This window comes from Pseudoalteromonas sp. G5_S1_54_S4 (genome assembly GCF_054968565.1).
The window spans coordinates 41,933-60,584 of the sequence record NZ_JBQKUL010000002.1 but is presented as its reverse complement, the minus strand read 5'-3'; the positions used below and the strand labels follow the sequence as shown (position 1 = coordinate 60,584).

The window sequence follows — 18,652 nt, the reverse complement described above, 5'->3', positions numbered from 1 at the left end:
CGGGTAACAAATATTACATTTGTTGACCTTTAACACCGCTGTAACCATATACAAGTGGTGCAGTGATGTTGTTTTGGTCGTCAGTAGGTGTAACAGTCATCATCATTTCAGTGTAGCTGATAGTGATTGTTTCAATTGGACGGTCGTTTTGAACTGATACTGAGTAGCTAGAGATCATGGCATCTGTAAGTTCGATTTTCATGATTTCTTCAACTTTATCACCTTGTTTAGTGATATGGAAAACAGCAGGTAGACCTTTACCAATAGTTGCTTCTTTGAAAAGATCCGGAGATGCTTTATCTTGAAGTTTAGTAATAGTCACATCGCCTAAACGAGTAGAGCTAGATTCACGATCCATCGCCGTACCAGTCGCTGCGCTAATTTCACGGCTAACGTTCCAATCTAAAGATAAAACTGTAATTAAATCTTTGAAAGACTCAGCAGTAGTTTCGCCTTTGATTGAACCGTATTTTAAATATGTATTTGCTTGCATTTGATAATGCTCCTTTTTATTAAACAATATTATCCATTATGTGGATTCGTTTACTTTGGTTACCCAAAATTCCTTGAAATCATTATCTTTAAAACAGCAATGAAAAGGTCTTCAGAATTCCTTTCCCTAGATGAAGACAATGTCTCAAAAATTCCTTGTTTCTATATAAGACACACGAATTATAATGCCCTAAAACTAAAGAAACAACCTTAAAAACAAGTTATTTTGAATTAACTTTAGTTAACTCAATATCAAACTCATTATCTTTAATTAACAATGAGATAGATGTTACTTTTTCACCTTCAACCATGCTCGAAAGCAAGATCTCAGACAATAGAGGTAGTACTTTATTCTGTAATATCGTGTGAATATTTCGTGCACCCGATCCGGCATTTTGACAATTTGCAATAATGTGCTCAATCACATCATCGTTATACGTTAATTGCGCATCATAGTGCTTTTTAACACGCTTTATTATTTTACTAATTTGCAACGCTGCAATTTGGGTCAGAATTTCATCACTTAACGGAATATATGGAATAACGTTAATTCGTCCTAAAAATGCAGGCTTAAATGCCCCTAATAAATCATCTTGTAATGCTTTTAATAAGCCTTTAATACTTGGCTTACTTTCTTCATCTTCAAATAAGCTCATTGTGGTATCAGTACCCACATTTGAGGTCATAATAATGATGGTATTTTTAAAGTCGATATCGCGACCTTCACCGTCCTTAATCGTACCTTTATCGAATACTTGATAGAAAATATCTTGCACGCCAGGATGCGCTTTTTCCATTTCATCAAGTAGCACTACACTGTATGGTTTTCTTCTTACTGCTTCGGTTAAAATACCGCCTTCGCCATAACCAACATAACCTGGAGGTGAGCCAAGTAGTAATGACACTTTATGCTCTTCTTTAAACTCAGACATGTTGATAACCGTTACGTTATCTTCACTGCCATACACTTCTTGTGCTAGTGAAAGTGCGGTCTCTGTTTTACCCACTCCGCTTGGGCCTGCCAGCATAAATATACCATTAGGGCGACTTTCATCTGCAAGCTGAGCACGGGAGGTTTGTACTACTTTAGCCATGAGTTCAAGCGCATGATCTTGACCAACTACACGTTGTTTCATTTGCGCAGCTAAATTTAAAATGCCATGAATTTCATCTTCATGCATTTTACCAACAGGAATACCAGTCCAATCAGAAATAACCTGTGCAATCAACTCTTCATCAACTTGCCAATGCACCATATTATGTTCGTACGAGGCAAGCTTAAGCTTGCTTTCTTTTAACTGCTCAAGTACTTCAGCAGAAGAGTCTGCATCGTTGGTGTTAATCGATTCAAGCGCTTGGTTTAATTCTGCAACGATGCCTTTTTCAACGTTGAACTGCTCATTTAATGGTTCAAGTTGCTGTTCAATCTCAACTAGTTCAGATTTAAGTGCTGATAATTGTTCGCTGTGATCTAAACCGGTTTTTTGCTCACGATTTAACATTAAAACTTGCGCTTCAATTTCACTAAGTCTATTCATTAACTGCTCAATCGCATTAGGTGTCGATGCTTGGCTCATAGCAACACGAGCACAGGCCGTATCTAACAATGCAACTGCTTTATCGGGAAGTTGCCTGGCAGTAATGTATCTGTGCGATAGATGCACCGCACTTTCAAGTGCTTGCTCTGAAATAAACACTTTATGATGCTTTTCCATAACAGGAACTAAACCACGTAGCATAGCAACCGCTTTTTCTGGCGTTGGCTCTTCAACCTTTACCACTTGGAAACGACGTGTTAGTGCAGCATCCTTTTCAAAAAACTTTTTATATTCAGTCCACGTTGTTGCTGCAATTGTACGTAATTCCCCTCTCGCTAGAGCAGGCTTAAGTAAGTTGGCAGCATCATTTTGACCCGCTTGTCCGCCACTACCAATCATAGTGTGAGCTTCATCAATAAAGAGAATCACAGGGTCAACAGCGTTTTTAACCTCGTTAATTAACGACTTTAAGCGATTTTCAAACTCACCTTTCATGCCCGCACCTGCTTGAAGCAAAGCCAAATCTAGGCTGTGCAACTTAACGTTTTGTAATACTGCAGGTACGTCTTTTTGGGCAATTCTTAGGGCAAGTCCTTCAACCACAGCGGTTTTACCTACACCCGCTTCACCCGTTAAGATTGGGTTGTTTTGACGACGTCTAGTTAAAATATCAACCATTTGACGTATTTCAAAATCACGACCTAGAATAGGGTCTATTTTCCCCGCTTTTGCTTGAGCGGTTAAATCAACTGTAAATTGATCTAAGCTTGGTGTTTTAGATGAACCATTTGCAGGTGTTGTAGCACTTGCAGTGCTGGTATTACGTTCTTGTGATTGGGCAACAATTTCAGGCCATGCATGTAACAGTTGTCCAGGTTCTATATTATTGAAAAGCTTACTACAACGCGTTACTAAACTAGACAAGGTATCGTCTTTTGTAAGCGTATAAATAACGTAAGCACTACGAATTTGCTCATCGGTGAACTCAATACTGGTACTTAACCATGACTGCCTTAATAATGTAGTCACATGCACTGATAGGCTAGGCGATGAATCACTGCCCGTTTTAAATGACTCTAGTGATTGGTTTAAATCCTGCTTTACCTGATCAATATCAATATCGAAAGAACCGAATATGAGTCTAACATCGTCTAGTTGCTGCTCAATCATAGCTAACAACCAATGCTCTAATTCAACAGTAAAATGGCTGCGGCTATTACATATTGCAACAGCTGCCTCTAAGCTTTTTCTACAATCTGGACTTAGTTTTTCAACTAATTTATTTAATGTCATCGTTGACATACGCTGTTCCTTTTAATTTTTAATTATCCTTTAAACGATAACTTAATAGGGTTAAATTTAGGGGTGTTTTTACTCGCCATTAAAAAGCTATTAGCGCCAAGTTGGCATTCCCGTTTAGACAACTGCACCGCATCAAGTTGTTGAAAATCTGATTCGATGATAAGTCGAAATGAAATCGCATTGCCCGCATAATCTTTTACAATCTTTGTAGCTAACTCAAATAACTTGCCTTTCGGTAACAAGGATTTTGCTTTATCAATATCAGTAGTGCTGATATGGATCTCAATATTAGAAGAAATATCCCATATCTTTTTACCTATTACGGTATCAACGCCTAAGCGAGCATGTTGTCCCTCATATAGGCGCTCACTTGCTAAACAAGTTTGTTCTTGTGGTTTCAGATCATGCCACTTTCCTATCATTTGTTTGATGACAACATCACAACCAAGGTAAGAGCTCAATACACTTTTTAAATCAAAAGCGTTGCGAATTTTTCGGCTATAAAGGCCTGAAAAGTGCAACTGATGATCATTATAGCCGCCACTTAAAAGTCCCAATATTTGTGTATATGGGTCTTTGTTTTTATCTTTGTTCACATGATTTAAAGACGGCTTATATTTTTTCCACGCTCGATAATATAAAGACACCAAACGATGATTAAACATATCGTAAAAGTCACGCATGGTGGTATCTTTATAGCGAAGACGCTGCATCACCAGCTCGCTGTAAAATTGGGGTAAAGCACCCGAGCAACCCGTTAATCCCATAAAAGAGATCTGCATGTTGACTTTATGCAACCCATCTTCAAAGCTAGCTTGCTCTAATTTTGTGATAGCGTTACCTGGGTAACCAAATTTTTGTGTTGCGGTAAATTTAATTAACTCTTGCTTTGGGCTACTGTCATACCCTACATAGCGATACTCTAAGCCATGCTTTTTCAGCTGGTTTTCAATAATGAAAACAGCTTTATAAAAATCAACTTGTGACGCTTGAGAAATAATATGCTGGATCATATTAACGGGCTTTCCCCAACTCGAGCAGGCCATTGATAATACACTTGCTCTTGTTCTTTGAGCCTTAAACTAACACGCGTAAAACTATTGATTGCCGCAAATTGTGCAAAGAAATGATCAAGAATAGAGGCAAAGAAAAACATGCCACTTCCCGAAAAATCATCATTGGCGAAGGTAATTTCAATTTCACTTCCCGTTGCAAAGCTTACTCGCCCTTTTTGCACAACACGCGCCGTTGCGGGTTCTACAATCACGCGGTAAATATTATCGATAAGGCCTTTTGTTTGCGGTGAAGCTCTAAAGTCATAAAGGCGTAGCACTTCTTTAAGCTTATTACATGCATCATCTCCACTAAACGCGTCGAGCGTTAAATGATTAACTAATTGCCAACGAGTTGCATCGGCTAATATCGGTCTAACTGCATGAGTAAATGGAATTAAACACCTAATTTTTTTAATTACATCACCGCGTTCTGGCATCAATAAGCCTAGCTCATCGTCTCCAAAAGGCATGCTTGCAGGGAGGTTTCGATTACTGCAATTAGCACGTACGGTTAGGACCGTGTTCCCTTCAGCATAATCCATAGCGCTATTTTCAAATCGTGCATCTACCAATGATAGAAACGATTCCGTACCTGACTCAACATAACCCCCTGCCCATGAGGCAGTTTCTCTGCGGATATGCCAAAACAAATCATCATGGCCTTGGTATCGTGGATGAGTTTGTCCATAAAACGGACAAACTATTTGTTTATTTCCCTTATGATCAAAGGCAATTACTTCTGAAATACCAATTACTTCTGAAATCTCAGAGTCCATATAACGCGGCGTTAATTGGTATTCGTATTCGCTCAGTTCAGGGCGAATAGGTTCTAGTTCTTGCTCAAACATATTGATAATGGGCGTACATCCCATTAAAAACATATTTTTGTCCACTTGCTTTTCAAGCTCGGTTGACTCTGAATCAAGATAAATATACACACTGCATTTGTTAGACTTTTTAGGCAGTGATGAACGAATATTTTCAAGTTCAACAAAACGAAACTTTTCCGGAAAGGTAAAATTTTCTACCAGTAACCGATAACCAGCACTTGAGCGCTGCGAATAGGGCACCACCGCTTCATTTGCATCAAAGCCTACGGCTTTTAACTGGTTTTTAGAAAGGTACTTTATACCCTCTTCACCATTATCAAAAGCAATACCAATAGCGTGTTTAAATAATAGTTCATACACTTTAAGCGTATGATGCCATTGGCCATTTATAAATAATCGTAATTTTTCCAGCCCGGTTTCAGCAAGTGATACACCCGGATATTCACCGGTTAGCTCAAGTTTGAAAATTGACTTAGCTTTTTCATGCCAACGAGGCTTAGGGGCAACAAACGGACTATTATCAAATTGGGCACTTGTGATCTCAACCGGCCATAAATAAGTTTCGTAACAGGTTTGAAACTTACATTGCTTCATCGACTCAACATTGGTTTCTACTTCACTGCCTCTTGGAATGACCACACCCGTGGTGGACAGATTTTCAGCCTCTAATTTTACCACCGACATAGAAGGGATAGGCGCTTGGTAGTCTGGCAGCATCTGTCCCAATAGAGCATCAGTTAGCTCAGGAAAGCTGTCATCGAGTTTTTGTCTAATATTAGCAGTTAAAAATGCGAACGATTCAATTAATCTAGATACATGAGGGTCTTCAATATGGTCATCACTTAACTTTAATCGCCCGGCAACTTTAGGGTACTTTTCAGAAAAGTCTTTACCCATGTGGCGAACAAACGCTAGTTCGCGATTGTAGTACTTCAATAACTCATCGTTCATAAAGAGGCCTCAATAATCTTCATACCTAAATTAACTGGCTCAACTTCAGAATCAAAGCTAATAAATTCAGGTTCTGGATCGGCATACAACAAGGCGTTGATCCTTAGGTTTAATACTCTGTTCACGGGTACTTCATCATCGGTAAACACTTCTACTTCAATAAACCGTGGTTCAAATTTTAAAATTGTATTTCTTACGGTTTCGCATAAAAGTGCACGCCCTTCGTGTGAGCTTACAGACATACTCGAAAAATCAGGCAAACCATATGATAAACACGAAGTCGACAACTCAGCATATTGTGATGGCCAGGTATGCCACTGAATTCGAGCATTTAGCAGCGCTTCTATGTCTCTACGCACATTTTTTCTCAGCTCACTAATGCTGATCCCCTCAGTACGAGAAGGCGCATCTTGAAAGTCAGGCTCATCGTCAATGAGCCTATCTAAAATAGATGCTTGGAGTTGCTGCTTATGTTCAATCATAATCGTTTATTGCGCTTACTCTGCTGTTTCAACGGCGTTGATTTTTAGACTGGGAATGGTGATTGCCTCATCGTTGACAAATAACATTTTCATTCCTTTACCTACAATAAACTCATCTTGTAGCTCATCCCAATCAGAAACCTGACCTAACTTTTCCAGCTCAGTATTTGAGTTTGCATAAACCAGCGGTAAATGTGCCGTGCCTGAAGGACCGTCTTTGATAGTGATCTCAACGCGTAACCAGATGCTCTCTAATAAAGACGCTACAGGTTCTACTTTTAATGTTTCAATTTCATTAAAGTTTGCAAGGTAAAACTCGCCATTCGTGCCTAGCACTTCTAAATATGGGCTTAAGCTATCATCTAAATCTCTAATTGCTGAATGCTCATCATCAACGCTTTCAAGACGAAGTGCTTCCATTTGTTTTGCAAGCGTTGCCGCTTCAGATGTTTCGCCTTCAAGTAAGGCTACGTGCATTTTTAAGAACAAGGTGTCTAGCTCATTAGCTTCATGAAAGAGTTTAGGAATGCCCTTACCTTGATAAAAATCTACACGCGATTGTTGTGCGCGAATTAAATGCCTAAGATTAACCGCACCTACAGCAAATTCAGGGTTCTTTTGCACCATAAAATCTAGCTGTTTATCTGCTTTTTCAAGTTCACCGTTAATGCAAAGTAATTCAGAATAAAGACTTCTAATATCAAAATTTAAAGGCTCATCTTGCAACTCTGTAGCGCAACATAATAAAGCATCAGCAAGTTTTCCCTCGCGAATTAAACTGTGTATTTTTTTCATTACTATTCCTTTATTTTATGATGAGGACTGAGCTCTGTTATTAACTTAATACTCGAGACCATTTGGTCTAACTGAAAATGGGGCTGTAACTGCAAAACCGAAAAGTAATGACCCGGATTAGCCTTGTTTTCACTTACTTTTATTTTTGCATTACTGAGTGGGTATTTACTTCTAATGTGCTCAGACGCAGAGTCTGACGCGGTTGTGTAATTATTGATCCACGCTTGTAAATCTCTTTCACAGGCCTGTGCTGTGCTATAAGAACCAACACGATCTCGGGCCAATAATTTTAAATAGTGCGCAAAGCGCGATACACATAAAATGTATTGCAACATAGACGATAAGCGCGCATTGATATTAGCAGCGCTTGAGTCGTAATTTTTTGTCTTTTGAACCGACGCATTACTGTAAAAAACAATATGTTCGGTATTTGTAACCGAAGAGGCAGGGATAAAACCGAGTTCAGAAAATTGCTTTTCAAACTTACTGGTTACTAACAAATCCAGTGGCGGCTTGGCTTCTTTTTGATAAGTATCATTAGCAAAACTATCGCGAGCTAGCCCTGTGACTAAGCCTTTTGACACTTTCCCTGGCTCTATACCACGTATATGCCCAAACCAGCCGCTATCGCAGTAAGCTCTGATTATTGTTGATACAAATTGATAGGCTGCATTTCCCCACAGCATATCAGTTTCTGGATTAATAATTTGTTCTTTGAAATAGAATTCTTGATGGCGCTTACCGTCATTAGCATAAGGCGGCCTAACTAGCACATGAGGGAGTGTAAAACCCATGAATCTAGCTTCTTCCATTTTTCTAAAGCTTTGCCATTTTATATATTCAGGCTGCTCAAAATGATTAAATAAATCAGAGTAATAACCTAAATCTGAAAAGCTATCAGCGCCAAATAAGTTAGCCGATGCCGAACATATAAAAGGAGAAAATGCGGCGGCAGCCGTTCTTGACACTTCTTTAATCGTATCTATATCGTTGTAAATAGTGCCCGCTGAGCAACCATTACTAATTTCATAATCACCAATCACAATACCAAAGGGCTCGCCGCCAGCACTGTCAAATTCGTTTTGATAGAGTAATTGAAAAAACGTACTTTGATCGAAATCTATCGCTTTATTTACGTCTTTTGAGAGCGTTGGCCAGTCACAATTAAGCAATTTAACTTTTACTTTTTTTTCTTTGTCTTGTTGCTCTGTTTGTAATAATAGCCACCATAGATTTCGCCAACTAGCTTCTAAATTTTGAAAGCTTTGTGCATGAATTATATGATTGAGTTGTGCAGAAATCAGCTGATCGAGTTCAATGATCACACGCTGTAAATAAGGACTCAATGACTCCTTATTCCAAGAAAGTGGAGAATCAGAAGAGCCTTCAAGCCATAATAATAACGCTTTATCTAGGTTTTTTTCGTTTAAAAACCTATCGAGTAAAGCGTCATTATCACTTATTCTAGACTGCGACTTTTGTTGAAAAGTGAAGTCTTGATTTATAAATGAAAACTCTTCGTGATTCATTCTATTGCATCATCCTTAATGCGAGAGAGCGGTATTATTAACCGATCTCTGGGATTTTAGCTACAAGGCGTAAAGAAGAAGTAAGCTCTTCCATTTGTAACCAAGGTTTAAGCCAAGCAACAGCATTGTAAGCACCAGGTTGTCCTGGGATCTCTTTTACAGATACTTTCGCATCAGCAAGAGGGTAACGTGCTCGAATATCTTGACCACCGCCCTCTGTCGCATTTACATAAGACAGGATCCAACGGTTTAACCATGATTCAACGTCTTCGGCTTCCATAAAGCTACCGATTTTATCGCGCGCCATTACTTTAAGGTAATGAGCAAAACGAGAAGTCGCCATTAAGTAAGGTAAGCGTGCTGAAATGGCAGCATTAGCGGTTGCATCAGGTGTTGAGTAGATTTTTGGTTTTTGACAGCTTTGGCCACCAAAGAAAACAGCATAATCAGTGTTTTTATAGTGACATAAAGGCAAGAAACCTAATTGGCTTAGCTCAGCCTCACGACGGTCTGTAATGCCAATTTCTGTTGGACATTTAAGATCTGGATCGCCATCATCACTTGTAAATATGTGCGTTGGTAAGCCTTCTACTTTACCACCACCCTCTGCGCCACGAATAGCAGTACAGAAACCATATTGAGAGAAAGCAGCGGTCATGTTTGTTGCCATAGCGTATGCGGCATTACTCCAACAGTAATCACTATTATCAGTGCTGACTGAACGGCCATCTTTCGCTTCAACTTCAAACTCTTCGTAGTTAAATTCTTCAACTGGTTTTGACGCTGCACCATAAGGTAAACGCGAAAGGAAACGCGGCATAGTAAGTGATACAAAGCGTGAATCATCGCTGTCTCTAAATGAACGCCATTTAGTGTATTCTAGTGATTCAAACACTTTTTCTAAATCACGTGGCTTAGTTAATTCTTCCCAATTATCAAAACCAAATAACGACGGTGATGATGCGGCAATAAATGGACAGAAACCAGCAGCTGCAACATTAGACATTAAGCTTAATGTTTCAACATCTTCTGGGTGATTCGTAAATTCAAAGTCACCTACAATCGTGCCATACGGTTCACCACCTGGGGTACCAAATTCTGACTCGTAAATTTTCTTGAAGGTTTGGCTTTGATCAAACTCAACAGCTTTACTTAAGTCTTTATGCAGCTCTTTCTTTTTCATGTTTAAAACACGAATTTTTAATGTTGAGCTAGTTTCAGAATTCATCACTAAGTGATGTAATCCGCGCCATGAGCCTTCAAGTTTTTGAAACTCATCCGTGTGCATTACGACACTTAACTGCTTTGAGATTTTTTGATCGATTAATTGAATTGCTTCATTAAACGTCACAGTCATGTTTTTGTTCCATTGAACTGTACCTTTTAATGCTTCTTCAGTTAACGTTTTCAGTAACTCTTCAGCACGGCTTGACTCTGTTTGTTTAGTCGCACCAATTGCTTGCTCTAAAAGTGAAGAACTAACTTCTGCTACCGATTCTGATTCTGTTGCTAATTGTTCAGTGCTCATTTATCAGTCTCCTCTAAGTTAAGTTCTTTCGCCATCGAGTCTAAGCTTGCTGTGTTGCTTAATACTTCTTCTAGTACGTTTTCAAGTTCTTCTGAGCGGTCAATCTTCGTCATCAAGTCACGAAGCTTGTTACGCGTTTCCATCAATTTGCGTAACGGCTCTACTTGATTTACAACGGCTGCAGGCTCGAAATCGTCAATCGATTTGAAGTTCAAATTAACTTCAAACTGAGAACCATCATCCGTTAATGTGTTGTCTACTTTTAAACGTAGAGATGGGCTCATACGCTTTAAAACATCATTAAAGTTATCACGATCAATTTGAATAAAACGTCTATCTTTTAGTGGCTTAAGCGCTTCTGTATTATCACCAGAAAAATCGCCCATCACACCCACTACAAAGGGTAATTCTTTTTTTACTGCCGCGCCCTCAGTTTCCACATCATAAGTGATATGTACTCTAGGTTTACGAACTCGTTTTAACTTATCATGGATACTCATTGAGAACTCCTTTTACTATGTTTCAGTTTCGCTGATCTTAATGCCAGACAACTTAAAGTATCCAGTCCTAGCATCACTATCTGTAATTAACTCATTTAATAACTCAGGTAGCGATAATTCGCTCCATCGAATAACTTGTTCTATCGTGTAAGACATCGGTGAATGAGGTTCAGTCTTTCTGAAAAAAGTCGCAATTTCTTGAAGTTTTTTAATTGCGTTTTCTCTTGAATTAATCTCATCACTGCTAAGCTTTTTAGGTTGCTCTGAGTCAGCTTGAATCGCATCCTCAACGAGTTCCTCTTCAGGCTCAGCGTTAGTTTTATCTAGTGCAGTTTGCGCTGCTTCAAGCTTATCTGCTGCTACGTGTTTTACCGCCGCTAAGCTCACTTCTAATGCTTGTTTGATGTTAGACGTCGGTTGTGGCTCACCTGTCACCTCATCCATAACTTCGCTCAAGGCAGCAAACTGCTCTATCGCATCTTCAATATCGTTTTTTAAAGACACAAAAAATTCGGTACTGGTCTCAGCGGCACTTTTTTCTAATTGCTCAAAATCAACTGCGCCTTGAGCTATTTTCTTTTCGCGCTTTTCATCATTTAAACGCGAAATATCATACCCTTGCTGATACTCCCAAAAAGAAAAAGGATCCATACTGACACTGTCTGTCATATAAATGCTTTTTATTGGGATGATCAACGTGCCTTCACCGGCTGTACCATTTAAGCCAACTAAGGCAGACACTTTGTCTGAAATTTCATCACCGTCATCAAGTGTTGGATAAAGGGATTCAAAATGGTGTTCAAGCAAATACTTGGCAACGCGAAAACCAAACGCTATTCCTTTAAACCCGTGAACGCGGCATAAACCTTCAATTAGCCATGCAAGGTATTCAATATCCTTGCTTTCGCTTTTAACTGCCTCACTGCATTGTTCAAGTAATGGCAGCCAATCTCGCGAAAGTGAAGCAATTCCCTCTTCATCGACTAAGGCATTTCTTTCAGCCGCACGAAGTTGGTTTCTTAAATCTTTTAAGGCATAGTAAGTAGACGTTGGAGAGACGTCTGAGCGCGGATCAATACCTGCAAACTCAGCATCTGAAATAGGGGAAATATACTCTTCAAATAAAAACATTCCATTGTCCTAAATATTATCCATGTGCTCTAAGAAGCAAAGCGGAAATTATATTACATTCTTTAAATTAAATTACAAGCCTTGACGCTATTATGCCGATAAGCTGGCTAATGTTATTTTATAAATAATTGAAATAACAGTTTTTTTGTTCCTGATTTATTTACAACTTTTTTTCTTGATTATACTAAAACAGGCTTAATCAGCTACTTAGTGAACAATGGAATCGTTGCCTCATCTTGCAAATTGCAAGATTGTATCGATTGATTGGCATCCACATCATCATATTTCACTAAAATACAGGTCACGTTATCTTTGGCTCCTCTGACTAACGAAGAATGCATTAACGCCATTCCTGAATCAATAATACTAGAGGGTTCTAATGACAAACATATTTCTTCATCTGATAACTCGCCAGTAAGACCATCTGAGCACAGTAAAAATATATCGCCTGTGTTTATATCCCCTTCAACAACATCAACTTTTACTTCATCCATTACCCCTACGGCACGGGTAATTACATTAGACAGTGGATGATTTTTAGCTTCTTCAACAGAAATCATTCCTTCATCTATTAAGTCGTTAACTTGACTATGATCTCTAGAAACTTGAGTCAACTTACTGTTGCGTAACAAATAAGCTCTGCTGTCGCCAACCCATAAAATGTAATAGCGTTCATTTTTAACAAACAAAGCTGTCACCGTGCTGCCCGCTGTTTTGTTGCTTAAGTATTGCGCGCTATATTCAGTTAATTGTTTATTTGCATCTTCAATGGCTTTAACAATGTCACTGACGTTTAAATCTTCTAGTTTAAACTTTTCAACCTGGGTTCTTATAACATCAACAACTAATTGGCTGGCAACTTCACCCGCTTCATGTCCTCCCATACCATCAGCTACTACCCATAAATTATGGCTGTTAATTTCTACATGCGCGTCTTCGTTAAGTTGCCTAACAGCACCTCGGTGGGTAATGGCATAACTTGAGCTTAAATTGTTAATCACTATTTTTTACCTGTGTAAAATTCCATTCCCAATGTTTCCATCGTCCATCTAGCATAGCGGCCACTTGATTTACAGGCGGTAGAGCCGAAGTGATCAACACCATAGGCTTAATATTGCATGAGCCATGAGTCCACCAAACACTGTAATCACCATACTTTTTATATAAAATGGCATGCATGGCATCTTGTAAAATGTGATCACTTAATTCGGTACCAGAAAACTCCAATGCTGTAGCCTGTTTATTCTTATCTAGCGAGTTCGCAAAACTAACTTGCTTTTTAGTTGAAGTAATTTCGCTCAAAGTATTAGCTAACTCTTTGCGCCAAGAAAATAAATCAACGGAGCCATCAAGTACTTTGAGTACTGCATCTTCGTACTCCAACGAAAAAACACCAGAATGAAGCACATCGACAGGAGCAATATGTGTTGTTCGCGTTACCGTGAGAGGATAATGCCTCCCCACAGCATCCATACTTGGCAATAACGTGCCCATAACGCCAGTATCACCCACAATATTTGGGCTTAAGGCAAAATGCCAAACGGGACCTGTTAAATAGTTTTCTTGCCAAACATCACCAAGCTGTTCTTTACTTACAGCAATGGCAGCCTGAAGCCATTGCTCCCAATGCTCTGAAAACTCTTTAGTAACATTATCTTGAACAAAGTCGCCTAAACAAGGGACTTTGCCAAGATAACCAATATCTACAATCGGGTCGGACATGAGAACTTCTCTACACTGCTATTCCAAAAAGGATGCCTGATTGAACTCGGCAATAATTCTACTTTTGCATTGTTACCCATTAGTGAGAAATGCAGCTCTAAGTCTTCTCGCGTTTTACTTCGCTTTTCACTCAGTTCATCTAACATTCTGTAAAGTGACCACTCACCTTGGTAGGTGGTGTTAATTGAACGCCCACCATTTGGTGGAGTAAATACCACTCGAGTTTTGCTTTGACCACTTGCACCAGGCCAAACAAAGTTGGTCACCTTAAGCGGACCATGACGATAAATCATAGATTGGCCATCAATTTCAATCATGAAGCTTGAGACCGTTTTGTCTAATTTAAAGGTACGCAAGCCAAACTCAATTCTTGGAGTATTACTACCACGGTCAAAAAATGCGGTTTGAATTTTATAAGCATGCTCGAACATTTTTAACGTGTTGTTGCTAATACCAATATCTTTTTCAAACTTCCAAGGGGTTGAGCTCATGTCCACACTAGGAGCTACGTAGCTATTGAAAAAGTTGTCTATGGTGCCATTAGGACCAAAGAAACGGGTAAAGTCTTTAATGCTGACTTCTTTTTCAGCCTGCGGGGAAAATGGGTAACGGCCCACAATCGCCGCGTTATACTCGCGTAAAACTTTACTTTTCCAAATTTCATTTAGATGCCTGTTAGCACTATTTTTGGTTATGTTGCTAGTATCTCTACTAATATCCAGTAACCAACTATTAAATGGATAAGGTAAGTCGCTGCTTTGATACTCTAATTGGCGAATAAAGCTAGGTTTACTCTTACCGCTTATTTGATCTTTAATGGAATACTTAAGCTGATCGCCTCTATCAAGCTTGGTTAAATAAATATTTAACTCTCTTAAATTTTTCTGAATATTATCAAGTTGCTGAACATCAATATCAATAATATCTTCAAAGGCTTCTTCTACTTGGTAACCTGGTAGATCAATTTCAAATTTTGGAGCTTCATCAGGTAAAAAGCGCTTAATTCGATTTGCTTTAGTTTGCATAGCGACTTTAGCGGCATTGGCTGCCACATCACCAGCTACTTTTTGATTTTCAGATACTGGTAGTTTAGTAAGCTGAACATTCTTTTTCACCGCATTAATGATATTTTTAATCGGTGCTTCAGAGCCTGCTAGCACATCAGTAATATTGACGCCTTCAGCGGGTGAGCTGTATTGATTAAGACTCAAGTCATCTAAAAATGACTGCCAATAATAAATGTAATCTTGGAAATAGCGCTGCTCTAGTTTCTTCTCTATCTCCGCTTTAGAAATATCGTAAGTTCCTGAGGCTTCTTGCCCGTAAACCCAGCTACTAGCCATTAAGTTGCCAAGCATTTTTCCTTTTTCAATATTAAAAATGCCATGAAAACCATTAAAAGTGTATAACCCTGGAATGCTTCGCGTTAAGTCGCCGTTATTACGAAAAGTAAACTTTTGTGCACTTTCAAAGCTAATAATATCGGTTAGTCTGAAAGGCGGAATACTACTATCGAGAAAATCAGCTTGAAGACGCTGGTATGCTCTTTCCGCAATCGGTAGTTTAGTTAACTCTGCACGTGCAACTCGCACAGCTTGGTTATCTATTTCGGTTTGCGTGATTCCCTCATTGAGTAAAGCTGAAATATGATTCATTAACTCACCACGCGTTTGCATATTCATATCACCGGGTAAGTTTCTGTCTAAATAAGCACTGAACCACACCACAATATCTTCACTTTCAAAGTATTCAGGTTTAAACAACATTAAGTAACACTTTAGCGTTTCATATAAATAGCTTAAGTGTTCTGGATGCGCTTCCATTTCCTTAATTAAAGTATTAGCAACAAATGGCTCTAAATACGTTTGTAAAGAACGCTTGTAAGCATTAGTAGAAGATTCTTTAATTTCGGTTAACTTATTAAAACCAACTGATGAAGCATCCTCAGGGTTAATGAGCTCAGAGTTAGTAGCAGGTAGATTTCTCAGTGCATTTAGTCTGTCGTTCAACACCAATAAATTATTTCTATCAAACGAAGAGGCATCGAGCTCTTGGTAAGTAGTAATTGCCTCATCGGTGGCGTCTATTAAGTTGCTATTCCATGCAAAACTAAAGTACCACGAAACTGAAAAACCTAATAAAGCAACACACGCAGCTGAAATACTTGCAACGCGAAGCCATTTATTTTGCTTATCATGATGTTTGTTAGTGCTTGCTAAGTTTTGCTCAGGAAAAATAACACTTTCTAAAACATTCTTAATAAAGAAACTTTTAGATTGATTTATGTAATCTGTTTTCCCTGCACTCGCATCATTTAAAAAGCTTGACGGTGTCCCTTCTTGCGTCGCACTGGTTAAGTACACCCCTCTGAACATGGGTAATTCTTCATAGGCATTGGGGGTGAAAATTTCTTTTAAAAAGTCATCACCTACGCCCTGCAATACCCGTAACTGTCGAGGGAATTCAAAAATTTTGGCACGGATAGCTTCGTTACGCTCGTTAATAAGCCGACGATTTAACATCTCCGTAAGCTTAGAAATTAAAGCATGGAACTCTTTATTGAACGCATCTACCTGAGTATCTTTATCTAAATCAAGTTCAAAGGTAATTCCCCAAACCTGCTCACATTCTTCTTCAGTTAGCTCAGCAAAAAACTCTCTAAAGCCTTCAATTAAATCAACTTTAGAAAAAATAACATAAACAGGAAATGTCATCCCTAGTTGGTTTTGTAATTCTTGAAGACGCTGTTTTATAGCACGAGCATGTAGGTTTCGCTCAGTTTTGGTCTGGCTCATTAGCTCAGAAATACCCATGCTGATCATCACGCCATTAATAGGACGTAACGGGCGATGCTTTCTTAATAACCCTAAAAAACCTTCCCATGCTCTTGAGTCATGTTTTGCGTGGCTACTTTGTGTTGTGTAACGCCCTGCGGTATCAATTAATACCGCTTTATTGGTAAACCACCAGTCACAATTACGCGTACCGCCTACACCATGAACTAAGTCAACGCCTAGCTTATCTTTTAATGGATAATCGAGGCCTGAGTTATGAATAACCGTTGTTTTACCTGCACCCGGAGGGCCAATCATAATATACCAAGGTAACTGGTATATATTTTTACCTTTAAATAGCTTTACATCTTTTAGTAAATCTATAGCTTCATTCATTCTCGTTTTAAGAGTATTAATTTCTTCGTTTACTTCACTACTATTGGCATCATTGTTATCAATTAACTCATCCGCCATTTTTTCATCACGCTTATTTTGCTGCATAAGACGATAAATTTTGGTCACTGAAAAAACTAATAATACCAATAAAATAGTTAATAATCGTGATGCTACACCTGCAAGCGGAACATAATCGGCCACTGCGATTAAAGGGCCACCAAACCAAATTAATAATGATAAGGCTAAAAAGCCGATAATTAATATAGCGGTTCGTGATGTTAGTGCGTAGGTTATTTTTTTAAATTTTTGTGAGAAACTCATTGCAGCCTCATTAAAATAATAGATCGATTTCAATTCGTCGGTTTAATGACCGAGAAGCTGAATCTGAATTGCTGGCGATAGGCTCTGCAGCGCCCTTTCCTTCTGGCCATAAACGACCGCTTAAGTTGGTACTTTTAGCCATTAAATTAGCAACCTGTGTTGCTCTGGCTAAAGAAAGATGCCAATTAGAAGGATACTTATCTGTACTAATTGGTAAGTCATCTGTGTGGCCCGTTATAAGCACTCGCCCTTTAGTTCCCTCTAAGCTTAACGCTAACTTTTCTAAAATAGGCTGAAATGATGGAAGTAGTTGTGAATCCCCTTGTTTAAACAAATTTTCACTGTTTATCGTTATGCGGATCCCATCGGAATTTTTTGCAACAGCAACAATCCCCATTTTAATTTCTGTTTGCAGTAACTGTTCAAGTACACGCAGCTGCTGATCTTTTTTATCAACCGTTTGATTAACAGCTAACGGATGAATGCCCGCTAGTTTTTCATTAATCGCAAAAACATCGTTATTTAGCTTCATATTTATTGATAGATAAATCATCAATAATATCAGCCCCAGCACAGAAAATATGACCCACAGTGGCACTTGATTTCTTAGTTCAACACCTGCAGCAACTCTTTGTTGCCAATTTGGAGATAGTTTATTATTAATTGGGCCATCAAGCTGATTAAGTAAATGATAAAGCTGTGAACGATACTCTTCGACTTTTGTATCGCCGCCGGCATCTAATCGATATTTCCCTTTAAAGCCTAAGTTTAAACAATGGTATTGCAACTCCAAAAACTGTTTGTTTTTTTCAGGTTGCCCTAACCCGGCATCAAGTAGAGTATAAAAATATTCACCACCAAAGGTTTCTTTGTGAAAAGTCGACAGCAGACTTTCATCAGCCCACTCCATTGAGCTCCACTTTGAATTCAATACAGACTCATCAAGAATAGCGCATAGGCAATAGCGTGAATTATTAATCACTTCTTTTGATAGGTGCTGGTTACGGACTTCCACTTCAAAACGCTTTATAGCCTCAACACAGCGGTGTTTGAGCGCTGCTAGATTGCTCATTTCAAGCGATTGATTTATGGATATCACAAGAGAAAAGCAATCTGTTGCCGCTTCTAACAAAGGATTTTTAAAAATTGATACCTTATTATTGCTCATCGGCTTTGCAGAGGGTGGCTCAACCGACATAACGGTTTTATCAGCATCATTTTGCGTTGCACCACTGCTTGGGGTATTTCGCCCTAGTCGGCCAGGGCGTGGTTTTATAATGGTTTCGTCCATTGAAACTCTTCCTTT

At 38.8% G+C, this 18,652-nt stretch carries 14 protein-coding genes; all 14 read right to left on the bottom strand.

Annotation, left to right across the window (positions count from 1 at the left end; all coding sequences use genetic code 11):
• Positions 1 to 13 precede the first annotated feature (13 nt).
• Entirely contained in the window at positions 14 to 493 is a 480-nt protein-coding gene (locus ACTRWE_RS01475) for an Hcp family type VI secretion system effector (RefSeq protein WP_013462973.1), read from the bottom strand.
• Positions 494 to 713: 220 nt separating this feature from the next.
• Positions 714 to 3,332: a type VI secretion system ATPase TssH gene (gene tssH / locus ACTRWE_RS01470; RefSeq protein ID WP_462879365.1), complete on the bottom strand. Its 2,619-nt coding sequence runs from the start codon at positions 3,330 to 3,332 to the stop codon at positions 714 to 716.
• A 23-nt stretch (positions 3,333 to 3,355) separates the two neighbouring features.
• Positions 3,356 to 4,345: a type VI secretion system baseplate subunit TssG gene (gene tssG / locus ACTRWE_RS01465; RefSeq protein WP_462879364.1), complete on the bottom strand. Its 990-nt coding sequence runs from the start codon at positions 4,343 to 4,345 to the stop codon at positions 3,356 to 3,358.
• A complete protein-coding gene (gene tssF, locus ACTRWE_RS01460) occupies positions 4,342 to 6,168 on the bottom strand; it encodes a type VI secretion system baseplate subunit TssF (RefSeq protein ID WP_013462970.1) in 1,827 nt (608 codons plus the stop codon). Before tssF ends, tssG begins: the two co-directional genes overlap by 4 nt.
• Positions 6,165 to 6,650: a type VI secretion system baseplate subunit TssE gene (gene tssE / locus ACTRWE_RS01455; RefSeq protein WP_013462969.1), complete on the bottom strand. Its 486-nt coding sequence runs from the start codon at positions 6,648 to 6,650 to the stop codon at positions 6,165 to 6,167. The genes tssF and tssE overlap by 4 nt, the downstream gene beginning before the upstream one ends.
• A 15-nt stretch (positions 6,651 to 6,665) precedes the next feature.
• Positions 6,666 to 7,445 carry a type VI secretion system accessory protein TagJ gene (locus ACTRWE_RS01450; RefSeq protein WP_024602744.1) on the bottom strand — a complete coding sequence of 260 codons (780 nt, stop codon included), beginning with the start codon at positions 7,443 to 7,445 and terminating at the stop codon, positions 6,666 to 6,668.
• A gap of 2 nt (positions 7,446 to 7,447) precedes the next feature.
• On the bottom strand, positions 7,448 to 8,974 hold the full coding sequence (gene tssC / locus ACTRWE_RS01445; protein ID WP_462879363.1) for a type VI secretion system contractile sheath large subunit: 1,527 nt from the start codon (positions 8,972 to 8,974) through the stop codon (positions 7,448 to 7,450).
• A gap of 37 nt (positions 8,975 to 9,011) precedes the next feature.
• On the bottom strand, positions 9,012 to 10,502 hold the full coding sequence (gene tssC, locus ACTRWE_RS01440; RefSeq protein WP_013462966.1) for a type VI secretion system contractile sheath large subunit: 1,491 nt from the start codon (positions 10,500 to 10,502) through the stop codon (positions 9,012 to 9,014).
• A complete protein-coding gene (gene tssB / locus ACTRWE_RS01435; protein ID WP_010389380.1) occupies positions 10,499 to 11,002 on the bottom strand; it encodes a type VI secretion system contractile sheath small subunit in 504 nt (167 codons plus the stop codon). Before tssB ends, tssC (ACTRWE_RS01440) begins: the two co-directional genes overlap by 4 nt.
• Before the next feature lie 15 nt (positions 11,003 to 11,017).
• On the bottom strand, positions 11,018 to 12,133 hold the full coding sequence (gene tssA, locus ACTRWE_RS01430; RefSeq protein ID WP_462879362.1) for a type VI secretion system protein TssA: 1,116 nt from the start codon (positions 12,131 to 12,133) through the stop codon (positions 11,018 to 11,020).
• 203 nt (positions 12,134 to 12,336) lie between these two features.
• The gene (locus ACTRWE_RS01425; RefSeq protein WP_024602747.1) at positions 12,337 to 13,134 is read right to left on the bottom strand and encodes a PP2C family protein-serine/threonine phosphatase; all 798 of its coding nucleotides are present in this window, start codon (positions 13,132 to 13,134) and stop codon (positions 12,337 to 12,339) included.
• Positions 13,127 to 13,855, bottom strand: coding sequence for a type VI secretion system-associated protein TagF (gene tagF, locus ACTRWE_RS01420; RefSeq protein ID WP_024602748.1), 729 nt, complete (start codon positions 13,853 to 13,855; stop codon positions 13,127 to 13,129). The genes ACTRWE_RS01425 and tagF overlap by 8 nt, the downstream gene beginning before the upstream one ends.
• Complete coding sequence (gene tssM / locus ACTRWE_RS01415; RefSeq protein WP_462879361.1) at positions 13,837 to 17,346, bottom strand: type VI secretion system membrane subunit TssM; 3,510 nt, start codon at positions 17,344 to 17,346, stop codon at positions 13,837 to 13,839. Before tssM ends, tagF begins: the two co-directional genes overlap by 19 nt.
• 10 nt (positions 17,347 to 17,356) lie before the next feature.
• Positions 17,357 to 18,637 (bottom strand): type VI secretion system protein TssL, long form, encoded by a 1,281-nt coding sequence (gene tssL / locus ACTRWE_RS01410; protein ID WP_028834239.1) that lies wholly within the window; start codon positions 18,635 to 18,637, stop codon positions 17,357 to 17,359.
• Positions 18,638 to 18,652 lie beyond the last annotated feature (15 nt).

What these genes read in the sequence shown, in the direction of transcription:
- ACTRWE_RS01475 (WP_013462973.1), bottom strand. Translation starts at nt 493, where the DNA reads ATGCAAGCAAATACATATTTAAAATACGGTTCAATCAAAGGCGAAACT.
- tssH (WP_462879365.1), bottom strand. Translation starts at nt 3,332, where the DNA reads ATGTCAACGATGACATTAAATAAATTAGTTGAAAAACTAAGTCCAGAT.
- tssG (WP_462879364.1), bottom strand. Translation starts at nt 4,345, where the DNA reads ATGATCCAGCATATTATTTCTCAAGCGTCACAAGTTGATTTTTATAAA.
- tssF (WP_013462970.1), bottom strand. Translation starts at nt 6,168, where the DNA reads ATGAACGATGAGTTATTGAAGTACTACAATCGCGAACTAGCGTTTGTT.
- tssE (WP_013462969.1), bottom strand. Translation starts at nt 6,650, where the DNA reads ATGATTGAACATAAGCAGCAACTCCAAGCATCTATTTTAGATAGGCTC.
- ACTRWE_RS01450 (WP_024602744.1), bottom strand. Translation starts at nt 7,445, where the DNA reads ATGAAAAAAATACACAGTTTAATTCGCGAGGGAAAACTTGCTGATGCT.
- tssC (WP_462879363.1), bottom strand. Translation starts at nt 8,974, where the DNA reads ATGAATCACGAAGAGTTTTCATTTATAAATCAAGACTTCACTTTTCAA.
- tssC (WP_013462966.1), bottom strand. Translation starts at nt 10,502, where the DNA reads ATGAGCACTGAACAATTAGCAACAGAATCAGAATCGGTAGCAGAAGTT.
- tssB (WP_010389380.1), bottom strand. Translation starts at nt 11,002, where the DNA reads ATGAGTATCCATGATAAGTTAAAACGAGTTCGTAAACCTAGAGTACAT.
- tssA (WP_462879362.1), bottom strand. Translation starts at nt 12,133, where the DNA reads ATGTTTTTATTTGAAGAGTATATTTCCCCTATTTCAGATGCTGAGTTT.
- tagF (WP_024602748.1), bottom strand. Translation starts at nt 13,855, where the DNA reads ATGTCCGACCCGATTGTAGATATTGGTTATCTTGGCAAAGTCCCTTGT.
- tssM (WP_462879361.1), bottom strand. Translation starts at nt 17,346, where the DNA reads ATGAGTTTCTCACAAAAATTTAAAAAAATAACCTACGCACTAACATCA.
- tssL (WP_028834239.1), bottom strand. Translation starts at nt 18,637, where the DNA reads ATGGACGAAACCATTATAAAACCACGCCCTGGCCGACTAGGGCGAAAT.